The organism is Veillonella sp. (genome assembly GCF_041333735.1).
Lineage (GTDB): Bacteria > Bacillota > Negativicutes > Veillonellales > Veillonellaceae > Veillonella.
Genome location: NZ_JBGKFB010000001.1, coordinates 1381548 through 1403274, shown reverse-complemented (window position 1 = coordinate 1403274; position 21727 = coordinate 1381548). Strand labels below are relative to the sequence as shown.

Here is a 21727-nt window from a genome sequence, read left to right as displayed (position 1 = left end):
TAGGAGTGTCCACGTTTCCTCGACTATATTTTCTATCACAGTCTCACCTCTTTATTAGTGGTGCCTTGCTGTGATTAGAATATATCACCGTCCAATTTTTTTGTAAAGAATTTTATACAACTAAATTTGATGAAATTTCTTTCATGAATAAAAATGAGCTTATAAACATAGATTTTATCTACATTTCTCAAAATTAAATTTTACACAATTTCACTTTGTTTCTTAAATTTATTACTAAATTAGACACAAAATTCATAATCTTTAATCACCATTATTAATATAATATAAAAGCACTAATATATTACACTAATATATCGTTTTCAATACCTAATATTAAATAGAAAAAGCCTCCCTATAGTAAACTATAGGAAGGCTTTTATAAGCATTAAATTGCATAGGATACAAAACCTAGCACGTGATCAACTGGAACAGGACCGATAAAACGACTATCGCTAGAGTGATTTCGATTATCCCCCATCACAAATACATGCCCTTCTGGAATAGTAACAGGTGTAGAGCGTGTATAATTCATTATTGTATCTTTAGTATATGGTTCTTGTAATTGCTCACCATTACGCCATACATGACCATCTTTAAACTCTAATACATCGCCTGGACGACCAATAACGCGCTTAACCCAAACATCATTTGTTTGTGCTGCTTTATTGAATACAGATGCATAGTTCATCAATGGTTCTTCTACATCATCCACCCAAGTACGAGCGCGATTAACACGACTATCAATGATTACAATTTGTCCATAATTCGGCATTTCATTCATAATATGATGCCACTTTGTTACAATTAAATATTGGCCATTGTGTAGTGTATCCTCCATTGATTCACCAGATACACGTGTTGGTTGAATCAAGAAGATATGAATAACCATGGCAATAATTAAGGCCAATACAATGGCATAAATCCAATCTAATATTTCTTTTACTATTTTATTACTCATATTAACCCCTTAATGACCATTTTTAGTAAATCTACCGCCAAATACATCATGTACGTCTTGAATCGTAATAAATGCCGATGGATCTACTTCATAAACAGTATTTTTTAACCTCATAATTTCAAGTCTTGTTACTACAGAATACAATACATGCTTAGGTTGCTTTAAATAGCCCCCTTCACCATACATGATGGTAACACCACGATTGAGGTTAGCATTTAATGCATCTGCAATATTCTTAGAATTCTCTGCATCGGTAATAATCATGACCCCTTTAGATTCATCAAGGCCTGTAATCGTAATATCAATCATCTTATAGGCAATGAAATAAGCAATTAAGGAATACATTGCACTATTCCAGCTGTATACAAAACCTGCAGCGCCTAGAATAACAAGGTTCATGGCCATTACAATTTCACCAACTGAGAAACTTGAGCGTTTATCAAAGATGATAGCTACAATTTCAGAACCATCTAAAGAACCACCATTACGTATTATGAGACCTACCCCAATACCTAAGATGATGCCACCAAAAATAGCCCCTAAGAAAGGATCTGATGTGATAGGCGCGAAATCATGAGCAAAGCCTGAAAAAATAGCCATCCATACGATAGAAAATAGTGTAGAGAATGTAAAGTTTTTACCATTAGCTCTATAACCAAGATATAAGAACGGCAAGTTAAAGAGTACCACGAAAATACTAAAAGAGATTCCTGAAAGCTCTGCAGCCATCAAGGATATACCAACTACACCACCATCAATAATATTATTTGGCACTAAAAACAAATCTAAGCCTACAGTATAAATTAGGGCCCCTAAAGTCATCATTACACAACGCATAATAAAGTTTGACCAGTTATGCGTTGAAGTTTCAGTTTTCATGCACATCTCCTTTACCGTACAACTGCTCCATAGCATGTAATCTCTTTTCTTCTAACTCACTAGCGTCTATGATGTCCCCTTGTATATCATTAGCAGCTTGGCGTAACTGTTTTGTATACCGTAAGCCAATAACAAAGGCTGTTAAATCGTCTACTGGCTCCGGTGGGAATTGCATAGATGTAGGGATTAACTTACGCCACCCTGTAGGAGGATTATATTTCCAATATAATTTACGAGCCTCCTCTGTGCTATGGGATTCATCAATTAAGCTAGTAGTAATCCTGTGATTTCGTCCAATTTGTTGAAGAGATGGATACAAATATTTATGATTTGTACCATTTCCACATACGATATGAACAATACCATAATATTCAGTTAATGTACGTTCAATTTCATCATTGAACTGTTTTGTCATAATAATTTTACGACACACCATAGTACCAGACGGTGTTACAATTGCTACACCAGTTTTCTCATTTCCTGGATCTACAGCTAAAATGTATGTAGTATCAGTCATATTACTATCCTCGCTTTAAATACAGCAGTTATATTTTAACACAAAATAAAGGTCTTATGTAAAAAATTACATAAGACCTTTATTTAAAGTATATAAAACCAAAATACTATTTCTATTAATAAGCTGGCATTTTTGCCTTATCATTAAAGACAGGCATTTGAGTAATACGCAACTTAAGATGTACAGGACCAGATGAATATGTATCACCGTCAACATATGCTTCTACATGAACCTTGCCATGTATAGTAGCAACACGTCTAATAGCAGTAAATAAATCATCCCCTGGTATCGTTCCAATATCACCAGATAAGGAGTCTGGAATTATGCCTTTCGCTCTCGCCTTTTCATTTACTTGCTTCAAGAATTGAAGCATAGCTGATTGAGCATTAGGCCCACCATCCATTACGGCAGAATGGATTACTTCTCCATTTTTATAAATAAATTGTTGTGGATATACTTGGATAATAGCCACTGCTGGTTCGCCAGCAATGATATTGCCAGCCGCTACAACTTGAACTACCATAGGAGTCTTTGCACTATTAAGCTTTTGTGTAGCCACCTCAATATTTTGACGCTCTACATATACAACAGCTTGCCCTTGATCTTCGATACCAAGGCGGCGTAGAACCAATTTATTGGTATCATCAATAATATTTTTGATGGCTGCTTGGCTATCTTCTTCACTTAAACCAGGTCGAACAACAGCTTGTGCCAATAATTGATCAACTTGGAAAAGAATAGTTCCTTCACGTAAATGAATAATGCCATTTTGCAATTGTTCTTGTGTTGTTTGTAGCTCCTTAATATGAGCTTCCATCTTAGCTCTTGTAGCTTCTAAGTCAGCTAACTTTTTAGATACTTCGTCATATGAGGCTTGAAGTGTTGCTAACTCAGCTTCAGTTGCATCTTTAGCAGCTTGTGCACTAGCTAATTCCGCTTTTGTAGCTTCAACCTCACTGCGAATTTGCTCTATTTCAGCCATGCGTTCTGCTAATTCTTGCTTATTTTGCTCAAGCAATGCTTGACCACGAATAAGCTCTTGCGTCTTAGCAGCCACCTCATCATTGAGTTGCTTCATATCCGCTCGCAACTGATCCATTCCAAAGAGTGCTGTTCTTACACTTTGAGAAGTAATGGTTAATACCCCTACTGTAGCAGCAGCAACTAATAAACCTGTTACGATAGTAACAATAATCGATGTATGCTTAGGCCTTAATCCAAAGAGGGACATGCGACGCTTACCAACTTTGGTGCCTAACTTATCCCCCATGTAGGCAATAAGTCCACCCATAAGGGCGATAATAACTAATATTTTAACACCTACTAACATCGAGTCCCTCCTTTCCTAAGATTACACAATTATTTTATTCAAAATACGATATTTCGTAAGTCAAATTTATTTCTTTATACGCTAAGTTACTTGGATACACGCCAATTTAAATATAAACCGGCAATGATACCTAATGTATCTGGAATTAATGCGGCAAATACAGTCGGCAATGCCCCACCTTTACCTAATGCACCAGCAAATGTCATCACACCATAGTAGATAAAGATGATTAAAATACTGATACCAAAGCCAATAGATGAGCTAGAGCGTTGTTTTTGAAGGCCTAATGGAGCACCTACAAGAGCAAATACAAAGCTAGCTAATGGAATTGTAAAGCGTTGGTACATTTCCATTTCTAGTTTATTTGCATTCGTATACGCCGCCTTATACGCTTTAATTTGATGACGTAATTCTTTGATTGTTAATTCTTCTGGTTTACGTTGATCTTGTTGAATGTCTTTTGGTGCAGATTTAATTGGCAAGGATTGCTCCTTGAATTTCATTGTACGTTCTACACCATCACCGGCGGAAATATCATAAATGATGCCGTTTTGCATCACCCAATATTGACCATTCCAAACGGCAGTATCTGCATTTTCAACCTGTTGTAACTTGCCACCTTCACCAAATTGTTGCACCGTAATCATGCTTAACTTTTTAGTTTCTGCATTGTAGCTTTTAGCATACATCAATGTACCTAAATCATTACCATTCATCGTTTTTAAAACGATATGATTTTGTGTTTGAGGTGATGCATTTTTCATAATCTGTTCCCGTACAATTGTTTGATACATATTATTTGTACGTGGTACAACAAATTCATTAAATGCGACAGCCCCAATTGAGATGATGAGAGCGATGATGTATACCGGCATCGCTAAGCGTAAAAAGCTAAGACCACCAGCACGCATAACAACAATTTCACTAGTACTACTCAAACGACTAAATGTCATAAGAGAAGCCAATAACACTGACATAGGAAATGTTAAGATAACAATGCTTGGTAAAGCCAATACAAAGGCTTTCATAACAAGCAATAATGGAGCCCCATATTCAGTAATATATTGAGCAATTCTAAACAATGTACCGGTACCAATAAAGATACTGGTAAAAGCAAATACCCCAAATAGGAACGGGCCTACAAAGGCTTTTAGTATATATTTATCTAATAATCTCATAGTCCCCTCCTATAATCTAAAGTTATCCCCTAAGTAATGCTCACGAGCAATTGGATTGTTCGCGATTTCTTCTGGGGTACCTTCTAGGAGGATTTTACCACTACTCAAAATATAAGCCTTGTCTACAATCCCCAATGTTTCACGTACATTGTGGTCTGTAATCAAGATGCCAATACCTCGATTTTTAACATGCAAAATAATTTGTTGAATGTCAGCAACTGCTATAGGATCGACACCAGCAAAAGGTTCATCGAGAAGAATAAAATTTGGTTCTAATGCAAGACAACGAGCAATTTCTACACGACGACGTTCACCGCCAGATAGTTGCATGCCCATACGATCCCGAACGTGACCAATATGAAATTCTTCAATGAGGGATTCCACAATCGCTTCAATTTCATCAGACTTCTTTGATGTTGTTTGTAACATTGAGCGAATATTATCCTCAACGGTCATAGAACGAAAGATTGATGCCTCTTGTGGAAGATACCCAATACCTTCAGCAGCGCGTTTATACATTGGAATATTCGTAATATCCTTGCCATCAACGGTAATGATACCAGAACTAGGTCGTTCAATGCCTACAATCATATAGAATGATGTAGTTTTCCCTGCCCCATTAGGACCTAGGAGCCCAACGACTTGCCCCTTATCAACGCGTAGACTGACCCCGTCTACTACATTGCGCCCGTTAAAGGTTTTGACTAAGTTTTTGGTTTCTATATACATATTTAATCCTTATTGATTTGGAACAATGATAAGTGTACTACGACCACCTAATGTTTCAGCAGAATCATCGGCAAGACGGATTTTAAGCTCTGGTGCATTGAGCACATTACCATTTTGAACAGCATGAGCAGAACCAGATAAAAGTACAACGCCATCATTTTGATTTGGAGTTTGTGTATAGGTAGCACGTTCTGCAGAGCCAGATACGTTTCGTTCTGGGTTAGAGAATGTTACATCCCCTTGTGCCACTGCACGAATTTCTTTTAGCCAACCTTCTACTTGATTACCTGTCAATGTAGTACCTTCTGCAATCAAACGAGCATTGCCAGATACAAGGCCATATTCTGTATCTGTGTTATATTCAACTTTATCGCCAAAAATTTGACGATCACTACGTTGTAAATGAACACCACCATTAGCAGTGAACTTATTGTTATTGTAGCTATGCACTGATTGTGCAGACATAGCCATATCAGTACCAATCATGGATACGCCACCATCAAGATTTGCTTCTTGAGTTTTTGTATTGTACCAACCATTGGCACCAGTCATTGTTTTATCAGCTTGTGTAATTACCACATTACCTTTTGCATCCGCACGCCCCGTATTGCCATCATAAGATAATGTATCCGCGCTAATAGTCAAAGGATCATTTGCGGCCCAAGCTGTAACAGATGCTGTCATAAGCATAGCTAAGATAGCCATACCAATCTGTTTTTTCTTATTCATTATATTTCCTCGCATTACTTCTTCGTTAACTTCGCATTACCAATAGCTTTAATTTTCTTCAAGGACATGTTGCCTTCAAGTTTATCACCAGTTAATGTTATATCTTTACTGTTATAGGTAAAAGCAGATTTAGATGTCAACGTTTTTGTTTTATTATCAAAATGAAGTGCATCGGTTTTAAACTCAGCACCATCGGTATTTGTAGCTGTAACACCTTGATCAATATCGAGGGAATTACGATCGCCAGTCAATACGGCATGAGGTGCTGTAATTGTTGTCGTTACATCATCTTGATAGAAAAGACCTTTTAAATTAGTCAGGACAATAGCTTTTGTACGTGGGTCATATTCAATCTTTTCAGCTGATAAAGCCCACACTAGCTTGCCATCTTTTTCCTCTTGTAAGTCAGCTCCTTGGAAGTTAACAAGTTGTCCATTCTGATTTTGAGTGGTACTAACATCACCAGAGTCTTTCATAATATATACGATAAGACCAATCAGAGCCAACACTATAGCGGCCACAATGGCAATTAATTTTTTATTGTTTTTCATGTGCCCTCTCCCGTGCAGCTACCTTCTTATCATAATCAATAATTTGATCCATCTTAGTCATCCAGCGATGTTGGAACCATAGCCACTCATCTGGATGTTCCTTAATAAATTCTTCTGTAACGCGTACACATTCTTCAGTCAAGCGGTACATATCTACATCTTCATCACCTGTATCAACATAATGTAAGGCCGGTAAAATATGTACAATATGACCACCTTCAGGCTTACGAGATGCAAAAATTGGAACTACTGGAGAGCCAAATTTTTTTGCAAATGTAGCTGGTCCTATAACCGCTGAAGAGTCCTGCCCCAAAAACGGAACAGGTAGACCATTAATATAACCATCTTGGTCAGCTAAAAAACCAAGTAATTTTTTCTTTTTTAAAGCCTTAGCAGCAGAAACGATTTCGTTGCCACCACTAGCAAATACATCAAGCCCTACCATCTCGCGATATTCATTCATGAGACGTGTAAATTGTGCATTAGGTTGTTTCTTAACAATTGTAGTAGATGGATATCCATGTGCAGCCATGGCAGCCCCCATCCATTCCCAGTTGCCAACATGTCCAGTAAGAACAATGACACCTTTATCTTCAGCGATGGCTTTCTCTAAATGTTCTACACCTCGCATTTCAATATGTTTATTGATAAAGGACTTTGTCAGATTTGGCATATATAAGACTTCCATAACACTGCGGCCAAGATTCTTGAACAATTTTTCAATTAATTGTTCTGCCTCTTGATCATTCATGTTCATGCCAATCTTTATATTTTTTATACCTCTAAGTTTTTGCTTCTTCGCTATGAGGCCATATACTGGCCCTAGGCTAGCGCCTATGAGCAAAATGAGCTTGTATGGCAGTCGGCAAACAAGCCAGCTAATACCTTTAACTAAATGGTATTGCCATTCGTTATTCATTCTGCCCACCTCCTTATTGTCCATGAGCATGGGCCTCTCGTGCATAATCTGCTACAACAGTTTCCCATAGTCCTTGTTTTTTCAAGATATATTCTACAGCCTCTCTAACGGCACCGTGGCCACCATTGACGGTAGATATAAATTTAGCTAATTGTTTGACCTCCGGTACCGCATTATTGGGTGCCATCGGTAGTCCTACAATTTGAAGAGCCCCTAAATCATTTAAGTCATCCCCCATATAGGCAATTTCCTCTAAATTGATTTGATGCTCTTTACAGAGATTTCTTAATGCTTCTGTTTTATTGGCATGCCCCATAAGCAGTGCATCAAAATGAAGCTCTTTAGCACGGCGCTCAACCATAGGAGATATCCGTGCTGTAATGATTGCAAGCTTAAGTCCTGCTTTTCGAGCTGCCGTTAATCCGAGGCCATCTTTCACAGAAAAAGACTTAAGCTCTTCTCCACTCGATGTATAGATTAGAGTTCCATCAGATAGTACGCCATCAACATCAAGAACAATCCATTGAATATTCATTATACAATGCCTCTACGCAATAAATCCGTAATATGAACAATGCCTAGACATTTATTATCTGTATCTACAACTGGTAATACAGTAATAGGGCGCGGTTGATTTTTCTCCATTAAATGAAGAGCTTCCGCCGCTAATTTATCCTTTGTAATCGTACGAGGCATAGATGTCATCATATCCTCTACAGGCCATTCTAGGAAATTACTGCCAGAATCTAGGCCGCGACGAACATCACCATCAGTAACAAGGCCTAACAAATGACCGTCTTCATCAATAACATTGGTAGCACCCAATCCTTTTTCTGTCATTACAAAGAGTGCATCTCGAACGGTTGCACCTTTGAATACCGTTGGATTATCTTCACCACCATGCATAATGTTTTCTACGGTCAACAATAATTTGCGACCAAGAGAACCACCTGGATGGAATACGGCAAAGTTTTCCGGTGTAAAGTGATGGCGTTCTAATAAGCAAACAGCTAATGCATCGCCAAGTGCCAATGCAACTGTAGTACTTGTAGTCGGCGCCAACCCTAATGGGCAAGCTTCACGTTCTACTTCAGCTAGCAATACAATATCAGAATTCTTAGCTAAGGTAGACTCTGGTTTCCCTACAACACAGATTAATTTAGCACCAATGCGACGTAAGGATGGCAAAATACTGATGATTTCGCTTGTTTCACCACTATTGGAGAATGCTAATACTACATCATCTTCTGTAATCATACCTAGATCACCATGCACACCTTCTCCAGGATGCATGAAGAGTGCTGGTGTACCAGTACTAGCCAAAGTAGCCGCAATTTTACGACCAATATGACCAGATTTACCCATCCCTGTACATACTACACGGCCCTTACAAGCCAAAATCATATTTACAGCATTTACAAAATTGTGATCCAAACGAGAACTTAATTCTTCAATAGCACGTGCTTCCTCATGAAGCACCTGTGCCGCTTGTTCTAAAATAGTCACAAATAACCGCCCCTAACCTTTTACGATTTTATCAATAGCTACTAAATCTTTTAGCAACGCTTCAAAATTATCTAAGTATAACATGTTTGGACCATCGGATAATGCTTCCTCTGGATTATCATGTACTTCAAAGAACAGACCATCTACACCACTAGCAACAGCAGCACGTGCCAAGTTTGGTACGAACTCGCGATTACCACTGGATTTTGTACCTGCACCACCTGGTAATTGAACACTATGTGTAGCATCAAATACTACAGGATAGTCGAAGGAACGCATAATTGGGAAGGATCTCATATCTACAACGAGATTATTATAGCCAAAGCTAAATCCACGCTCTGTAAGCATAAGATTTTCATTGCCTGTTTCTTTCATTTTATTTAGGACATTTTCCATATCCTTAGGCGCCATAAATTGACCTTTTTTTACATTTACGCATTTACCAGTTTTAGCGGCACCGTATACAAGGTCAGTTTGACGACATAAGAAAGCTGGAATTTGTAAAACATCCAATACTTCAGCAGCTGGTTCAATTTGCTCAATGGAGTGAATATCACTTACCACCGGTACATTGAGTTCCTTTTTAATAGAAGCAAGGATTTTTAGACCTTCTTCAAGGCCTGGTCCGCGGAAAGAGCCGTAGCTAGAACGATTGGCCTTATCAAAAGAAGCTTTGAAGATATATGGAATACCTAAGCGCTCACAAATTTCTTTTGCTCGTTTGCCAATAGCCAATGTGCGCTCATAATCTTCAATAACACATGGCCCAGCAAGGACAAAAAGACCTTTGCCGCCACCAACTGTAATATCTTTAATTTGAACTGTTTTCATTTATTTCTCCTCTTGCTCGTAGATTGCATTTACACGAGCTAAGTCTTCCGGTGTATCAACACCGATAAATCGTTTATCTGTAAGAATAACACGAATAGTATAGCCATTTTCAAGAGCGCGCAATTGCTCTAACGATTCTGTTTGCTCTGCTGGTGTTGGTTCCATCTTTGCATAATTTAGCAAGAAATCTCTACGATATGCATAGATACCAATATGTTTTAGTGGAGCACGTACAAAATCATGACGTGGATACGGGATTAAGGACCGAGAAAAATACATCGCATCATTGCGATTATTTAAAATAACCTTTACTGCAGATGGCTCATCGTATTCATCCTCTAATAAAGGAGTCGCAACAGTTGCCATCTGTAAGTTTGGATCTTCTTCAAAAAGTTGGGCCAAGTCATCAATGAGTTTTGGCTCAATCATAGGTTCATCACCTTGAACATTAATAATGACATCTAAGTCTGTATAATGACTAGCAACCTCGGCTAATCGGTCAGTTCCGGTAGGGTGATTAGGATCTGTCATCATAACAGCTCCCCCAAAGTTTTGAACAGCAGAATAAACACAATCATCATCGGTAGCAACAATAGTACATTCTGTTTTTGTCGCTTGTGACACCCTTGCATAAACCCGTTCAATCATTGGTTTACCTGCAATATCCGCTAATGGTTTCCCTGGTAATCTTGTAGAACCATAACGAGCAGGAATAACGCATCCAAACTTCACAATAAAACCCCATTTCTGTCATTCGTGTATCTTATTATTATACACTAAATCTCTAAATTTTCTATGAATTCTTGCTTTCCAGAGACAAATTCAATTCCAATAGATAGCACTAGAATCGGTATTTTTAAGTCTTCAATTGCATGCAATTGACTTAGCTTCACCGCATCTTTTTCAGTTATACAAATAGCATCCGCTTGATGAGCAAATGCCTCTTTCCAAATATCTACAACATCATCATTTTCAAAATTATGATGATCACCAAAAGGCATTGTATGAACAACATTATACCCAATGTCGGTCATCGTTTGTGTAAAGGATTGAGGATTCCCAATACCACTAACAGCCATAATACGATGCTCTTGATACGCGTCAACAGAAGAACCAGGTTCTCCATTAGCCCACTCTTCTAAGGTATACATACAGTGAGGCTTGTGGATTGTTTCATATACAGGTGTATTAGGTAACATATGCGCTAAACGCTTACGAATTCCGGAAACAACACCAGGAGCCACTTGATCAACCTTTGTGAGAACAATAATATTAGCTCGCTCTAACCCACTAAGAGGCTCGCGCAATAAACCGCGAGGCAATACATGGTCATAACCAAATGGATTAGATGCATCAATAAGAACGATATCAATATCTCGAGCTAATGCACGATGTTGAAAACCATCATCCATAACTAAACAATCTGCTCCGAGCTCATCTATAGCAATTTTTGCCGATAGAGCCCGTTCGCGACCGATAATTACATTGGACTTTTGTAATACCTTAGCCAATAGCCAAGCTTCATCACCACTGATAGATGGCTCTACTAACATTGCTCCATCTTTGGAAATAATTATATTTTTCTTGTTATCTTCAGCTCGATAGCCACGGCTAAGCACTGTAGGATGAAGACCTTTTTGGGCGAGTACATCACATATAAATCTCACCATTGGCGTTTTACCAGTACCACCTGCAGTAATATTACCAACACTGATAACAGGTACAGTAACTTTAGTAACCCCTTTCCCCGCATCAAAGCGATCGTTTCGTATTGATACAGCCTTTTCGTAACCTTTACTTAGAAAGCCTAAGCTAGAACGAGCTATATCACCTAGTATGGATTGATTTTCACCACTAACAATGGATTTGAATAATGATTCCCCACTCATAGGTGACTCCTCCTATTATGCAACATCATAGATGAATGTAATAAATCATATCGATCTTATGGAACAATATGGTGTTTTTCAAAGAGTTGACGTAACTCTTGTGTATTGCGTTGTGTTGCGCCGCGATTTTCTCTAATAATATCAAGGCAGTTTTGCCCCATTTCCATCGCCAAACCCTTATCTTTACATAAGCGCAATACCATAGCAGTTAACTCTTTGCCATTCTTCACTTGCTCACAAGCATGACGAGAGTTTAATAAACCAAAAATCTCTTTGAAGTTAAACATATATGGTCCCACAAGAATTGGTTTCCCATGTGCGGCAGGCTCGAGAATATTATGGCCCCCAGTCTTAACAAGAGAACCGCCTACAAAAATGATATCCCCTAAACTATATAAACGACCAAGTTCACCGATAGTATCTAAAACAACTACAGGTATTCCTTCATGAACTGGCTCTGTCATATCACTACGACAAATAGCATTCAATTCATAACGTTTCGCTAGCGTTTGTACATCATGACCACGATATATCTCACGAGGTGCAATTAATAAACGAGCTTGAGGATATTCTTGTAAGACTTGTTTAAATGTCGCAAAGATTGTTTCTTCCTCACCCTTATGTGTACTACCAGCAATGATGATTGGATGATTATTACCAAAGCCAAACTCTTCAAGAAGAGATTGTTTTTCTTCAGCTGATACAGTGGCATACGTTTGGTCATATTTCATATTACCTGTTACGGTAATATCAGATGTTTGGGCACCTAGCACTTCAATATGTGCTGCATCAAATTTTGATTGCATACAGAAACGCTCAATGGAACGCAACATTTCTTTTGTGAATGCACTAATATATTTATAGCGTTTCATACTACGATCAGAAATACGACCATTAACCATCATAACAGGAATATTTTCTGATTGAGCGATACGCAAGAAGTTAGGCCAAATTTCTGTTTCTACAAGCAAGATAGCAATTGGCTTAATAATATGCAAAATCTTACGTGTCAAATACGGCAAATCAAGAGGGAAGAAAATAATTCCTTCTGCCTCAGGAATAATGCGATGGGCCATTGCGTGACCTGTAGCAGTTACAACAGATACTACAACAACCGCTTCTGGAAATTCCTTTTTTACCTCTTTTACTAATGGACTAGTAGCTACAATTTCCCCTACAGAAGCCGCATGAATCCAAATAGCACGACGTCCTTCAATTTTCTTTAGTAGTGAGGCTGGCATATAGCCTGCACTCTGTTTGATACGCTCATAAAAACCTTCTTCAAAGGCGAGACGGTATAGAATAACCGGTATCAAGCCGATCCAATAGATTATGAGCAATACATTATATATCCAGTACATGGTTATCCTTTGTTGGAGAATTGAACGGAATAGAGATGATTGTACAATCCGCCATCAACAGCTAATAGCTCTTGGTGAGTCCCCTGCTCTACCAAGTGGCCTTGATTAAGTACAACAATTTGATGAGCATTTTGAACTGTGCTCAATCGATGGGCAATTACAAATGCAGTACGCCCTTTCATAAGGCGATCTAGCGCCTCTTGTACAAGCTTTTCACTTTCTGTATCTAATGCAGATGTTGCTTCATCAAGAATTAGAATACGTGGGTCTTTCAAAATAGCACGTGCAATAGCCACACGTTGACGTTGACCACCAGATAAGGAACTGCCTCGCTCGCCCACCACTGTGTCAAGACCATCAGGCATCTTCTCTACGAATTCAAGTACATTAGCAGCCTTAGCAGCTTCATATACTTCTTCATCAGTAGCATCTAATCGACCATACAAGATGTTCTCTTTAATTGTAGCATTAAACAACACAGTTTCTTGTGGTACAAGGCCAATTTGTTCACGTAACGATTTAAATGTAACGTCTTTTACATCATAACCATCTATCGTGATAGCACCGCCTGTTACATCGTAGAAGCGAGGTAACAAATTCGCAAGAGTCGTTTTACCTGCGCCAGATGGACCAACAAGAGCTACACTTTCACCAGCCTTAACAGACAAAGTAAAGTTTTCGAGCGCTGTTTTTTCACCATCATAAGAGAATGAAACATCTTTAAACTCTACATTACCTTTAATGGATGGCAATGTAATAGCATCTTGTTTTTCCACAACATCAGTTTTAGTATCTAAGATTTCAAATACACGATCAGCTGCAGCCAATGCTTTTTGAATATTGCCGTATACTTGGCTTAAACGTTTAACAGGGTTAGACAAGTTGATTGCATAAATTAGGAACGCAATCAAAGAACCTGCTGTAATAGTTCCTGTTACTACAGAATAGCCACCATACCAAAGGATGACTGCTACAGCAATAGCTGCAGAAAACTCAACCATTGGACTTAATAAGCTAGTCAACTTAGTAGCTTTAATAACAGCTTTAAAGTTGCGATCATTTTCATCTTCAAAACGCTTCCGTTCAAAATCTTCACGGGCGAAAGATTTTACTACACGAATAGCGCTGATGACCTCTTGTAAAAGTGCCGTAATATCAGCTATACGGCCTTGTACATCATGACCTGCTACACGAAGCTTTTTACCGAATACATTGATAATTACTAGCACTACAGGAACTGTAATAAAGGTAACAAGTGTCAATTTCCAATCAATAAGTAGCATAGACACAAGAGAACCGATAAGTGTTACAGATTCCGTAATAAAGGAAATTAAGTTATCAACTACTGCAGACTGAAGAGCAGCAACGTCATTTGTAAGATTACTCATGATAACGCCAGTCTTACGGCGATCAAAATAAGATAAGCTTAATTTTTGTAGATGATTAAAGATGGCCTCCCGTACATCAATGATGACACGCTGACCAATGTAAGACATATTATAGGTTTGACCATATGTAGCGAAACCACGAATTAAGAATATAAGAATGATAGCCCCTACAATGAGGTTCAACATGAACATATTCTTTTCATCTAATACTTGGTCTACTACATTTTTAATAAGCCAAGGCACTACCAAGTATGCCGCAGCCGCGACGATCATGCAGAACACTGCAAAAATCATGCGCTTATAATAAGGCTTTACAAAATATAAGAGCCTAGAATAACTATTCATTACATTTCTCCTTACCGAGGTTATATACCAGTTCTGCTACACGCTTTACAGCACCTGGTTCACCTAATTTATGATGTACTTCACGCAATTCGCTACGCATCGCTTCATTGCGCTCAACATCAGTTAGAAGAGGTTCCACAAGGGATACAATAGCCTCAGGTGTCACTGCATCTTGTAATAACTCAGGAATTACTTCTTTGCCTGCTACAATGTTTGGCAAACCTACATGCGTCACATTGACGACCATCTTACCAATGCCATATGTAATTGGAGATACTCGATACAATAAAACAGTTGGTAACTCCATCATAGCTGTTTCTAATGTAGCTGTACCTGATGCAGCGAGACACACATCACAAATCTGCATCAAATCATAGGTATGATCTTCTGTAATCGTCACCGGAACTTTGTGAGCATCGATGAAAGTTTCTAATTCACTACGATCGATGGTATGTGCGCGAGGCAAGAAGAATTGAATATCCTCATGGTTCGCCATCAATTGCTCACCACTTTTTAACATCGTATCTAGCAAGGATAGCACCTCTTGCTTACGGCTACCTGGCATGAGCAATACTTTTTTAGCATCTTTACGAGCTCCAAAATATTCCTCAGCCTCTTCTTTGCTCATCGTAGGATGTACGATATCCAATAGTGGATGGCCTACAAATTCTACATTGCATTTATATTTACGATACGCTTCAGCTTCAAAAGGAAAGATAGATGCTACCTTAGTGACATACTTGCGAATTGTATTACCACGGCTACTATGCCATGCCCAAATCGTAGGAGCAATATAATAAAGAACGGGAATTCCCAATTCATGAGCTACAGCTGCTAGTTTCATATTAAAACCAGGGTAATCTACACAGACGAGAATATCTGGTTTTTCCTTCATCATGACACGTTTTAAGTAGGTGCGAAGTTTAAAGAATTTCGGTAGTGATTTTACAATCTCTACAAGCCCAATAACGCCTAAATTTTTAATATCATATACGATGCGAACACCAGCGCGTTCCATCAAGGTACCGCCCATGCCAAACATGTCAACCGAAGGATCTATTTCTTTCAGTGCATTAGCAACACTGGCTGCATGAGTATCACCGGATGCTTCACCGGCAGAAAACATGACTTTCATTATGCATCCTTTCTGGAATCTACAAACTCTTGGTCAACAGCACAGATAACAATACCATGACGGTTTGCCAAATCTAGTACATCTTGTTGTTGAACAAAAATAGTCTTTTCAGCCTCTACAGCAAGGACTTTACATCCACTATCAATCATGGACATTAATGTTTTTATCCCTACAGCAGGAACATCAAAACGAACATCTTGATTTGGCTTTTCCGTTTTAACGACAACTGCATCGCCACGGCCTAATTCACCGCCACGCAAAATGCATTTATCAGTGCCCTCAATAGCTTCAATAGCCATAGCCGCTTTATGTTTTACAACTACTGTTTGACCAATATCAAGTCCACCCATTTGCTTAGCTAGTTCAAAGCCAAAGCAAATATCTGCCCATTGTTCATCAGTAGGCTGTGTTTTTGAAAGCACCCCCACCTTTGGCATAAATGGTTTAAGGTATACGGTTTGATCTAACACTTTAAACCCTTCTCGTTCGATTTCATCTACGATGGCGAGCATGATAGTGTCATCTTTACGATTTTTAAGGCGATTAAGAATACCTAATGTTTTTAAATCAGGGAATGTAAGACCTTTGAAGAGAATTTCCTTAGTCACTTTACCTAACATAGTTAATTCTTCAACGCCTTCTTTTTTCAAGGTTTTAAAAATCTTACCTAATTTGGCAACACCAATATCATAGAAGGCATCGGCCTCAGCCTTTAAAGCCGGGTCTACATCTGGAACTACACCGATAACCACTACCTCATGACCTAATACATGAGCAGCGCGCATGAATTCTACAGGCAAAACGCCAATGCCTGCAATCAATCCTACCTTTGCCAAGACTATACCTCCTAGATGACCTACGGCCTATATATCAATAAGTGATTACAAATTTACAATACTTAATGCCTCAAAAAAGACATAATCATATACAATATATTGTACTATAAATAGGCACTTTTTACCATTAAAACACCATGTTTTACGCCTATTTCTTCAACATTTTAGTAGAATTTTTTCATTCCTCATTTTACGTCTTATGAACGTAAAAAAACTTCAAATATTTTATCAAAATATTTTATATTTATGACCTAATGTTATAAATTTCACATCCCATTAAAAGCATGATATTTATAAAGTACATAAAAAGACCTCGTACTTAGTACGAGGTCTTTGGAATTAGTCGCGACGTGTACGCATAATACCACGATCGGCATTGCGTAAGAAGCGTAATAAATTTTCAATTTCTACAGAAGAATCAAGTTGCATTTCCATTTCTTCAATAGCCTTAGATAAACTAAAGCCTGAACGATAAATAATACGGAATGCTTGTTTTAAATCTCGGCGTACGTCTTCTGAAATGCCCGCACGAGACAAACCAACAGAGTTAAGGCCAATAACACGTGCTGGTTGACCATCAGCAATGACATATGGTGGAATATCTTGAACCACCTTCGCCATACCGCCAACCATTGCATTACGACCAATTTTAACAAACTGATGGATACCTGCAAGGCCACCAATAACAACGCGATCTTCAACGATAGCGTGACCAGCAAGGCCTGCACAGTTACTCATAATTACATTATTGCCAACGATACAGTTATGAGCCACATGTGTACATGCTTGAAGCAAGCAATTATTGCCCACACGTGTTTCTTCACCTTCTCCAGTAGCGCGGCTAATAGTTACGAATTCACGGATAACCGTTTCATCGCCAATATTACAATAGCTTTTTTCGCCTTTAAATTTTAAATCTTGCGGTTCCAACCCAATAGATGCGTTAGGATAAATCTCGCAACGCTTACCAATGGTTGTCCAACCACCAATTACAACATGTGCACCGATTTGTGTGCCATCGCCAATCTCGACGTGTTCGCCGATTACAGCGCCAGGACCTACGATTACATCTTTGCCCAATTTAGCATTTGGATGGACTATGGCTGTACTATGGATGTTGGATTCTGCATTTTCCATGCCTACAACTATCACTACAATCACTCCTCAATCATTATACAAGGGCAAACATGTATTCACCGCTAGCACACAATTTGTCGCCAACATAGGCACGGCCTTCAACCTTACCCATTTTACCTTTGATTTTAACAATATCCACTTCCATGCGCACTTGGTCACCAGGTTTTACAGGGTGACGGAAACGTACTTTATCAATACCTGTAAACATAGGTGTAAGACCGCGATTTTCTTCAGGATATAGTAATGCAATACCACCAACTTGAGCAATAGCCTCAGTCAATAGTACACCTGGCATTACTGGATTACCTGGGAAGTGTCCTTGGAAGAACAATTCGTTGAATGTAGCATTTTTAATGCCCACAGCACGTTTCATTGGTTCTAACTCAACGATGCGATCTACCAAAAGCATAGGATAACGATGAGGTAAAATTTCTAAAATGTCTTCGTGATTAAGAATCATGGCTGTGTCTCCCTTATTTCTTCCATTATACTGCGAGCCAATCTTGAATTTAATTCATGACTCGATTTTAAAGCAATTACATGACCTTCAATTGGTCCCAATAAGAATAAGTCGCCCATTACATCTAATGCTTTGTGACGAACTAATTCGTCGTCAAAGCGAGGTACAGACAAACACTTCTCATCATCATAGACTAATGCATTATCTAGGTTACCACCTTTTGCAAGGCCCATAGCCTGTAATTGTTCTAATTCCTTCATAAATCCGATAGTTCTAGCAGCACCGATGTGTTCTTTAAAGTATTCTGGCGAAACTTCAAAATCACAATGTTGCGTACCAAGTAACGGATGGCTGTTAATCGATGTAAATGTAATGCGATAGCCGTCATATGGCAAAATAACTACAAAACGATCACCATCATATATAGCGTGAGAACGTGTCACTTTATATACTTGACGTGGCGCTGTTTGTTCTTGAATGCCTGCCTCTTCTATGAGACCTATAAAAACTGCACTACTGCCATCACCTACAGGAGGTTCAGGAGAATCCATCTCGATATAACAGTTATCAATATTCATAGCACTGAACGCAGCCATCACATGTTCTACAGTGAAAACCTTCGCTTCACCATTTTCCAATGTAGTAGCGCGCATAGTGTTCGTCACATTATCAATGTGTGCTCGCACAGAAGGATGACCTTCAATGTCCGTGCGGACAAACACAATTCCTGTATTTTCAGGTGCAGGTTTAAAAACCATATTTACTGGTTCACCGCTATGAAGGCCAATCCCTTGATATGAAACAGCCTGTTTTATTGTTTGTTGTGGCTTACTCATAAGAAAGTCCTTTCATAATCTGAATTCACGTTTACTATACACCAATATGTATTATACCCTATTTGCATAGGTGATACAAGAAATTTACCATATATTCAGTGATTTTGAAAGCATTTTTCACATAATTAAATTTATATAAATTTAATTATAAATACTGTATTATACACCATAAAAATAAAAGAGACTCTACTATGCTTAATTTATGCGGTATTTAAATCAATACTACATAAGTAGGCATGTAAAATCTCTTTATATTTATTAACTAGTGAAATACATCTGGAGGTGTTTCAATTTGTTCGCCATAGAAACGACGTGTCCACTTCCAACGATTGTGAAGCCAGAACCAATCTTCAGGATATCGACGAATATAATCTTCAATAAACTCATTTAAAAGAGTTGTAGTTACAGCTATATCACGCTTTTTATCGTCTGTACGTTCCACATAAATTGGAGGATGTACTTCAATCTCATGTTTCTCAGAAAACGGACTATAATGTATAGTCACAAAAATGATAGGTATATCTTGCATACGAGCCAGTACTGCTGGACCTGCAGCCGTTAATGTTTCATAACCAAAGAAGGGTACAAGCACGCCATCATCTCCAGGATCCTGATCCATAATAAGGCCTAAAAAAGCACCTTTTTTAAGCTCATTAATCATTTCTCGTACACCAGTTTTATAGGTTACATGTTGGTGCATAATACGACGATATTCGTTGATAAACTTGTCCGCATCACCATTCTGTTTCATCGCCACAGAAATCAATGGATACCCTTCCGAAGCAAGAACACCGCCAAGGAGCTCCCAGTTACCACTGTGAACAGCGGCTAAGATGGCACCTCGACCATTTTCCAAGGCATCATCTAGGTATTCTCGATTAATAAACTCCACCATATCTTTGTATGCGCCATCCTTAATTTCTGGATAGCGTAGTACATCAATAATCATGCGACCAAAGCGTGTAGTACTAGCTTTCGCAATACGTCGAGCTTCTTTGGGATCATCTGTAATATTACAGAATAGAATTTGGCCTATTGCTAGGCGCTTGCGTTTAGGCGGCACCGCTAACCACGCAATTTCGCCAAACAATGTACCAATAGCATATTGCAAACCTTTAGGTAATAAGCAAATAAAGGCACTAAAGATTTTCATAAACCTATACATGGATTATTAGCTCTCCTTAAGCTGTGCTTTCAAAGCGTCAATTTCTTTTTGTAATTGTTTTACAGTTTTCACCATATCTGGCAAACGATTTTCATAAGCAGCCAATTTTAACCATTCTTTATGAGGTCTCATTGGATAGCCCGCCATAATAGAGTTGGATGGTACATTACCCGTAATACCAGTTTTACCAGCAAACTGTACATTATCACCAATCGTAATATGACCAGTACAACCAGTTTGTCCAGCAAAGATAACATGATTACCACATTTAGTACTTCCTGCAATACCAACTTGAGCAATCAAGAAGCAATCTTCACCAATTTCAACATTGTGACCAAGATGAACAAGATTGTCAATCTTCGTACCACGACGTACTAAAGTCGATCCCATTGTAGCATTGTCGATAGTTGTACAAGAACCAACTTCAACATCATCTTCGAGAATAACATTACCAACTTGTGGAATATGTGTATGTACACCATTTTCTGTAGCAAAGCCGAAGCCTTCGCCACCAATTACGGCCTTAGCACGTAATACAACGCGTTTGCCTAAAATACAATTTTCATGAACAATAGCGCCAGCGTAAATATCAGAACCTTCGCCAATACGCACATTATGTCCAATATAAACATATGGACGTATTGTTACATCATCACCAATGACTGCATTATCATTAATTACACAATAGGCACCAATAGCTACATTTTTGCCTATTGTTACATTGTTACCAATAATAGCTGTGCTATGCACCTCTCTAGGAACAACAACAGGTGGATGGAAGAGTTCTAACACTTGTGCAAATGCTGCTTTTGCATTATCGACTACGATTTGTGCCATCGGTGCATCTTTCACTTCAGATTCAACGATCACAGCACCCGCTTGGCATAACGCAATATGTTCAACATATTCACCTACTGCAAAAGTTATGGATTGTTTTACTGCTTGTTCAAAGCTACGTGTTTCAGTAATAACAATAGAGCCATCACCTACAACACGACCGCCTACTAATGTTGCGAGTTCCTGTAAAGTTTTTTCCAAGGTAAACTCC

General features: G+C 38.5%; 23 protein-coding genes. All 23 read right to left on the bottom strand.

The features are described 5' to 3' along the window. Positions 1-385 precede the first annotated feature (385 nt). Positions 386-958 (bottom strand): signal peptidase I, encoded by a 573-nt coding sequence (lepB, locus tag ACDF53_RS06425; RefSeq protein WP_370815775.1) that lies wholly within the window; start codon positions 956-958, stop codon positions 386-388. 9 nt (positions 959-967) lie between these two features. Then, positions 968-1837, bottom strand: coding sequence for a YitT family protein (locus ACDF53_RS06420; protein ID WP_370815774.1), 870 nt, complete (start codon positions 1835-1837; stop codon positions 968-970). Further along, positions 1827-2354, bottom strand: coding sequence for a hypothetical protein (locus ACDF53_RS06415; protein WP_370815773.1), 528 nt, complete (start codon positions 2352-2354; stop codon positions 1827-1829). Before ACDF53_RS06415 ends, ACDF53_RS06420 begins: the two co-directional genes overlap by 11 nt. A 115-nt stretch (positions 2355-2469) precedes the next feature. Continuing rightward, complete coding sequence (locus ACDF53_RS06410) at positions 2470-3684, bottom strand: DUF3084 domain-containing protein (RefSeq protein WP_119207014.1); 1215 nt, start codon at positions 3682-3684, stop codon at positions 2470-2472. An 86-nt stretch (positions 3685-3770) separates the two neighbouring features. Further along, positions 3771-4862 carry an LptF/LptG family permease gene (locus tag ACDF53_RS06405; RefSeq protein WP_005387304.1) on the bottom strand — a complete coding sequence of 364 codons (1092 nt, stop codon included), beginning with the start codon at positions 4860-4862 and terminating at the stop codon, positions 3771-3773. Between the two features lie 9 nt (positions 4863-4871). Beyond that, entirely contained in the window at positions 4872-5591 is a 720-nt protein-coding gene (gene lptB, locus ACDF53_RS06400; protein ID WP_370815772.1) for an LPS export ABC transporter ATP-binding protein, read from the bottom strand. Between the two features lie 9 nt (positions 5592-5600). Then, a complete protein-coding gene (locus ACDF53_RS06395) occupies positions 5601-6320 on the bottom strand; it encodes an LptA/OstA family protein (protein ID WP_296006441.1) in 720 nt (239 codons plus the stop codon). A gap of 14 nt (positions 6321-6334) precedes the next feature. Continuing rightward, positions 6335-6871: an LPS export ABC transporter periplasmic protein LptC gene (gene lptC, locus ACDF53_RS06390; RefSeq protein WP_005387299.1), complete on the bottom strand. Its 537-nt coding sequence runs from the start codon at positions 6869-6871 to the stop codon at positions 6335-6337. Then, entirely contained in the window at positions 6858-7790 is a 933-nt protein-coding gene (locus ACDF53_RS06385; RefSeq protein ID WP_039969452.1) for a lysophospholipid acyltransferase family protein, read from the bottom strand. Before ACDF53_RS06385 ends, lptC begins: the two co-directional genes overlap by 14 nt. A gap of 13 nt (positions 7791-7803) precedes the next feature. Then, positions 7804-8325, bottom strand: coding sequence for an HAD family hydrolase (locus tag ACDF53_RS06380; RefSeq protein WP_227720977.1), 522 nt, complete (start codon positions 8323-8325; stop codon positions 7804-7806). Further along, a complete protein-coding gene (locus tag ACDF53_RS06375; RefSeq protein ID WP_370815771.1) occupies positions 8325-9296 on the bottom strand; it encodes an SIS domain-containing protein in 972 nt (323 codons plus the stop codon). The genes ACDF53_RS06380 and ACDF53_RS06375 overlap by 1 nt, the downstream gene beginning before the upstream one ends. Positions 9297-9308: 12 nt before the next feature. Next, positions 9309-10127, bottom strand: a complete 819-nt coding sequence (kdsA, locus tag ACDF53_RS06370; RefSeq protein ID WP_370815770.1) for a 3-deoxy-8-phosphooctulonate synthase — start codon at positions 10125-10127, stop codon at positions 9309-9311. Next, a complete protein-coding gene (kdsB, locus tag ACDF53_RS06365) occupies positions 10128-10859 on the bottom strand; it encodes a 3-deoxy-manno-octulosonate cytidylyltransferase (protein WP_370815769.1) in 732 nt (243 codons plus the stop codon). A gap of 44 nt (positions 10860-10903) precedes the next feature. Next, complete coding sequence (gene lpxK, locus ACDF53_RS06360; protein WP_370815768.1) at positions 10904-12016, bottom strand: tetraacyldisaccharide 4'-kinase; 1113 nt, start codon at positions 12014-12016, stop codon at positions 10904-10906. 56 nt (positions 12017-12072) lie between these two features. After that, on the bottom strand, positions 12073-13377 hold the full coding sequence (locus ACDF53_RS06355) for a 3-deoxy-D-manno-octulosonic acid transferase (protein WP_370815767.1): 1305 nt from the start codon (positions 13375-13377) through the stop codon (positions 12073-12075). A 2-nt stretch (positions 13378-13379) separates the two neighbouring features. Beyond that, a complete protein-coding gene (gene msbA / locus ACDF53_RS06350; protein WP_370815766.1) occupies positions 13380-15110 on the bottom strand; it encodes a lipid A export permease/ATP-binding protein MsbA in 1731 nt (576 codons plus the stop codon). Beyond that, positions 15103-16245, bottom strand: coding sequence for a lipid-A-disaccharide synthase (gene lpxB, locus ACDF53_RS06345; RefSeq protein ID WP_370815765.1), 1143 nt, complete (start codon positions 16243-16245; stop codon positions 15103-15105). Before lpxB ends, msbA begins: the two co-directional genes overlap by 8 nt. Beyond that, a complete protein-coding gene (locus tag ACDF53_RS06340; RefSeq protein ID WP_370815764.1) occupies positions 16245-17081 on the bottom strand; it encodes an LpxI family protein in 837 nt (278 codons plus the stop codon). The genes lpxB and ACDF53_RS06340 overlap by 1 nt, the downstream gene beginning before the upstream one ends. A gap of 339 nt (positions 17082-17420) precedes the next feature. Next, positions 17421-18233: an acyl-ACP--UDP-N-acetylglucosamine O-acyltransferase gene (gene lpxA, locus ACDF53_RS06335; protein ID WP_295204813.1), complete on the bottom strand. Its 813-nt coding sequence runs from the start codon at positions 18231-18233 to the stop codon at positions 17421-17423. A 19-nt stretch (positions 18234-18252) separates the two neighbouring features. Further along, positions 18253-18678: a 3-hydroxyacyl-ACP dehydratase FabZ gene (gene fabZ / locus ACDF53_RS06330; RefSeq protein ID WP_004695477.1), complete on the bottom strand. Its 426-nt coding sequence runs from the start codon at positions 18676-18678 to the stop codon at positions 18253-18255. Beyond that, positions 18675-19514 (bottom strand): UDP-3-O-acyl-N-acetylglucosamine deacetylase, encoded by an 840-nt coding sequence (gene lpxC / locus ACDF53_RS06325; protein ID WP_370815763.1) that lies wholly within the window; start codon positions 19512-19514, stop codon positions 18675-18677. The genes fabZ and lpxC overlap by 4 nt, the downstream gene beginning before the upstream one ends. 262 nt (positions 19515-19776) lie before the next feature. Then, positions 19777-20679 carry a lysophospholipid acyltransferase family protein gene (locus ACDF53_RS06320; RefSeq protein ID WP_370815762.1) on the bottom strand — a complete coding sequence of 301 codons (903 nt, stop codon included), beginning with the start codon at positions 20677-20679 and terminating at the stop codon, positions 19777-19779. A gap of 6 nt (positions 20680-20685) precedes the next feature. Further along, entirely contained in the window at positions 20686-21717 is a 1032-nt protein-coding gene (gene lpxD / locus ACDF53_RS06315; RefSeq protein WP_227720984.1) for a UDP-3-O-(3-hydroxymyristoyl)glucosamine N-acyltransferase, read from the bottom strand. Between the last annotated feature and the right edge of the window lie 10 nt (positions 21718-21727).

Excerpts from the sequence above, each read along its gene's own strand:
- lptB (WP_370815772.1), bottom strand. The coding sequence starts at position 5,591 with ATGTATATAGAAACCAAAAACTTAGTCAAAACCTTTAACGGGCGCAAT.
- lpxK (WP_370815768.1), bottom strand. The coding sequence starts at position 12,016 with ATGAGTGGGGAATCATTATTCAAATCCATTGTTAGTGGTGAAAATCAA.
- ACDF53_RS06385 (WP_039969452.1), bottom strand. The coding sequence starts at position 7,790 with ATGAATAACGAATGGCAATACCATTTAGTTAAAGGTATTAGCTGGCTT.
- ACDF53_RS06405 (WP_005387304.1), bottom strand. The coding sequence starts at position 4,862 with ATGAGATTATTAGATAAATATATACTAAAAGCCTTTGTAGGCCCGTTC.
- ACDF53_RS06355 (WP_370815767.1), bottom strand. The coding sequence starts at position 13,377 with ATGTACTGGATATATAATGTATTGCTCATAATCTATTGGATCGGCTTG.
- ACDF53_RS06410 (WP_119207014.1), bottom strand. The coding sequence starts at position 3,684 with ATGTTAGTAGGTGTTAAAATATTAGTTATTATCGCCCTTATGGGTGGA.
- ACDF53_RS06415 (WP_370815773.1), bottom strand. The coding sequence starts at position 2,354 with ATGACTGATACTACATACATTTTAGCTGTAGATCCAGGAAATGAGAAA.
- kdsA (WP_370815770.1), bottom strand. The coding sequence starts at position 10,127 with ATGAAAACAGTTCAAATTAAAGATATTACAGTTGGTGGCGGCAAAGGT.
- lepB (WP_370815775.1), bottom strand. The coding sequence starts at position 958 with ATGAGTAATAAAATAGTAAAAGAAATATTAGATTGGATTTATGCCATT.
- lpxC (WP_370815763.1), bottom strand. The coding sequence starts at position 19,514 with ATGAGTAAGCCACAACAAACAATAAAACAGGCTGTTTCATATCAAGGG.
- ACDF53_RS06395 (WP_296006441.1), bottom strand. The coding sequence starts at position 6,320 with ATGAATAAGAAAAAACAGATTGGTATGGCTATCTTAGCTATGCTTATG.
- msbA (WP_370815766.1), bottom strand. The coding sequence starts at position 15,110 with ATGAATAGTTATTCTAGGCTCTTATATTTTGTAAAGCCTTATTATAAG.
- ACDF53_RS06420 (WP_370815774.1), bottom strand. The coding sequence starts at position 1,837 with ATGAAAACTGAAACTTCAACGCATAACTGGTCAAACTTTATTATGCGT.
- lpxB (WP_370815765.1), bottom strand. The coding sequence starts at position 16,245 with ATGAAAGTCATGTTTTCTGCCGGTGAAGCATCCGGTGATACTCATGCA.
- fabZ (WP_004695477.1), bottom strand. The coding sequence starts at position 18,678 with ATGATTCTTAATCACGAAGACATTTTAGAAATTTTACCTCATCGTTAT.
- ACDF53_RS06380 (WP_227720977.1), bottom strand. The coding sequence starts at position 8,325 with ATGAATATTCAATGGATTGTTCTTGATGTTGATGGCGTACTATCTGAT.
- ACDF53_RS06320 (WP_370815762.1), bottom strand. The coding sequence starts at position 20,679 with ATGTATAGGTTTATGAAAATCTTTAGTGCCTTTATTTGCTTATTACCT.
- lptC (WP_005387299.1), bottom strand. The coding sequence starts at position 6,871 with ATGAAAAACAATAAAAAATTAATTGCCATTGTGGCCGCTATAGTGTTG.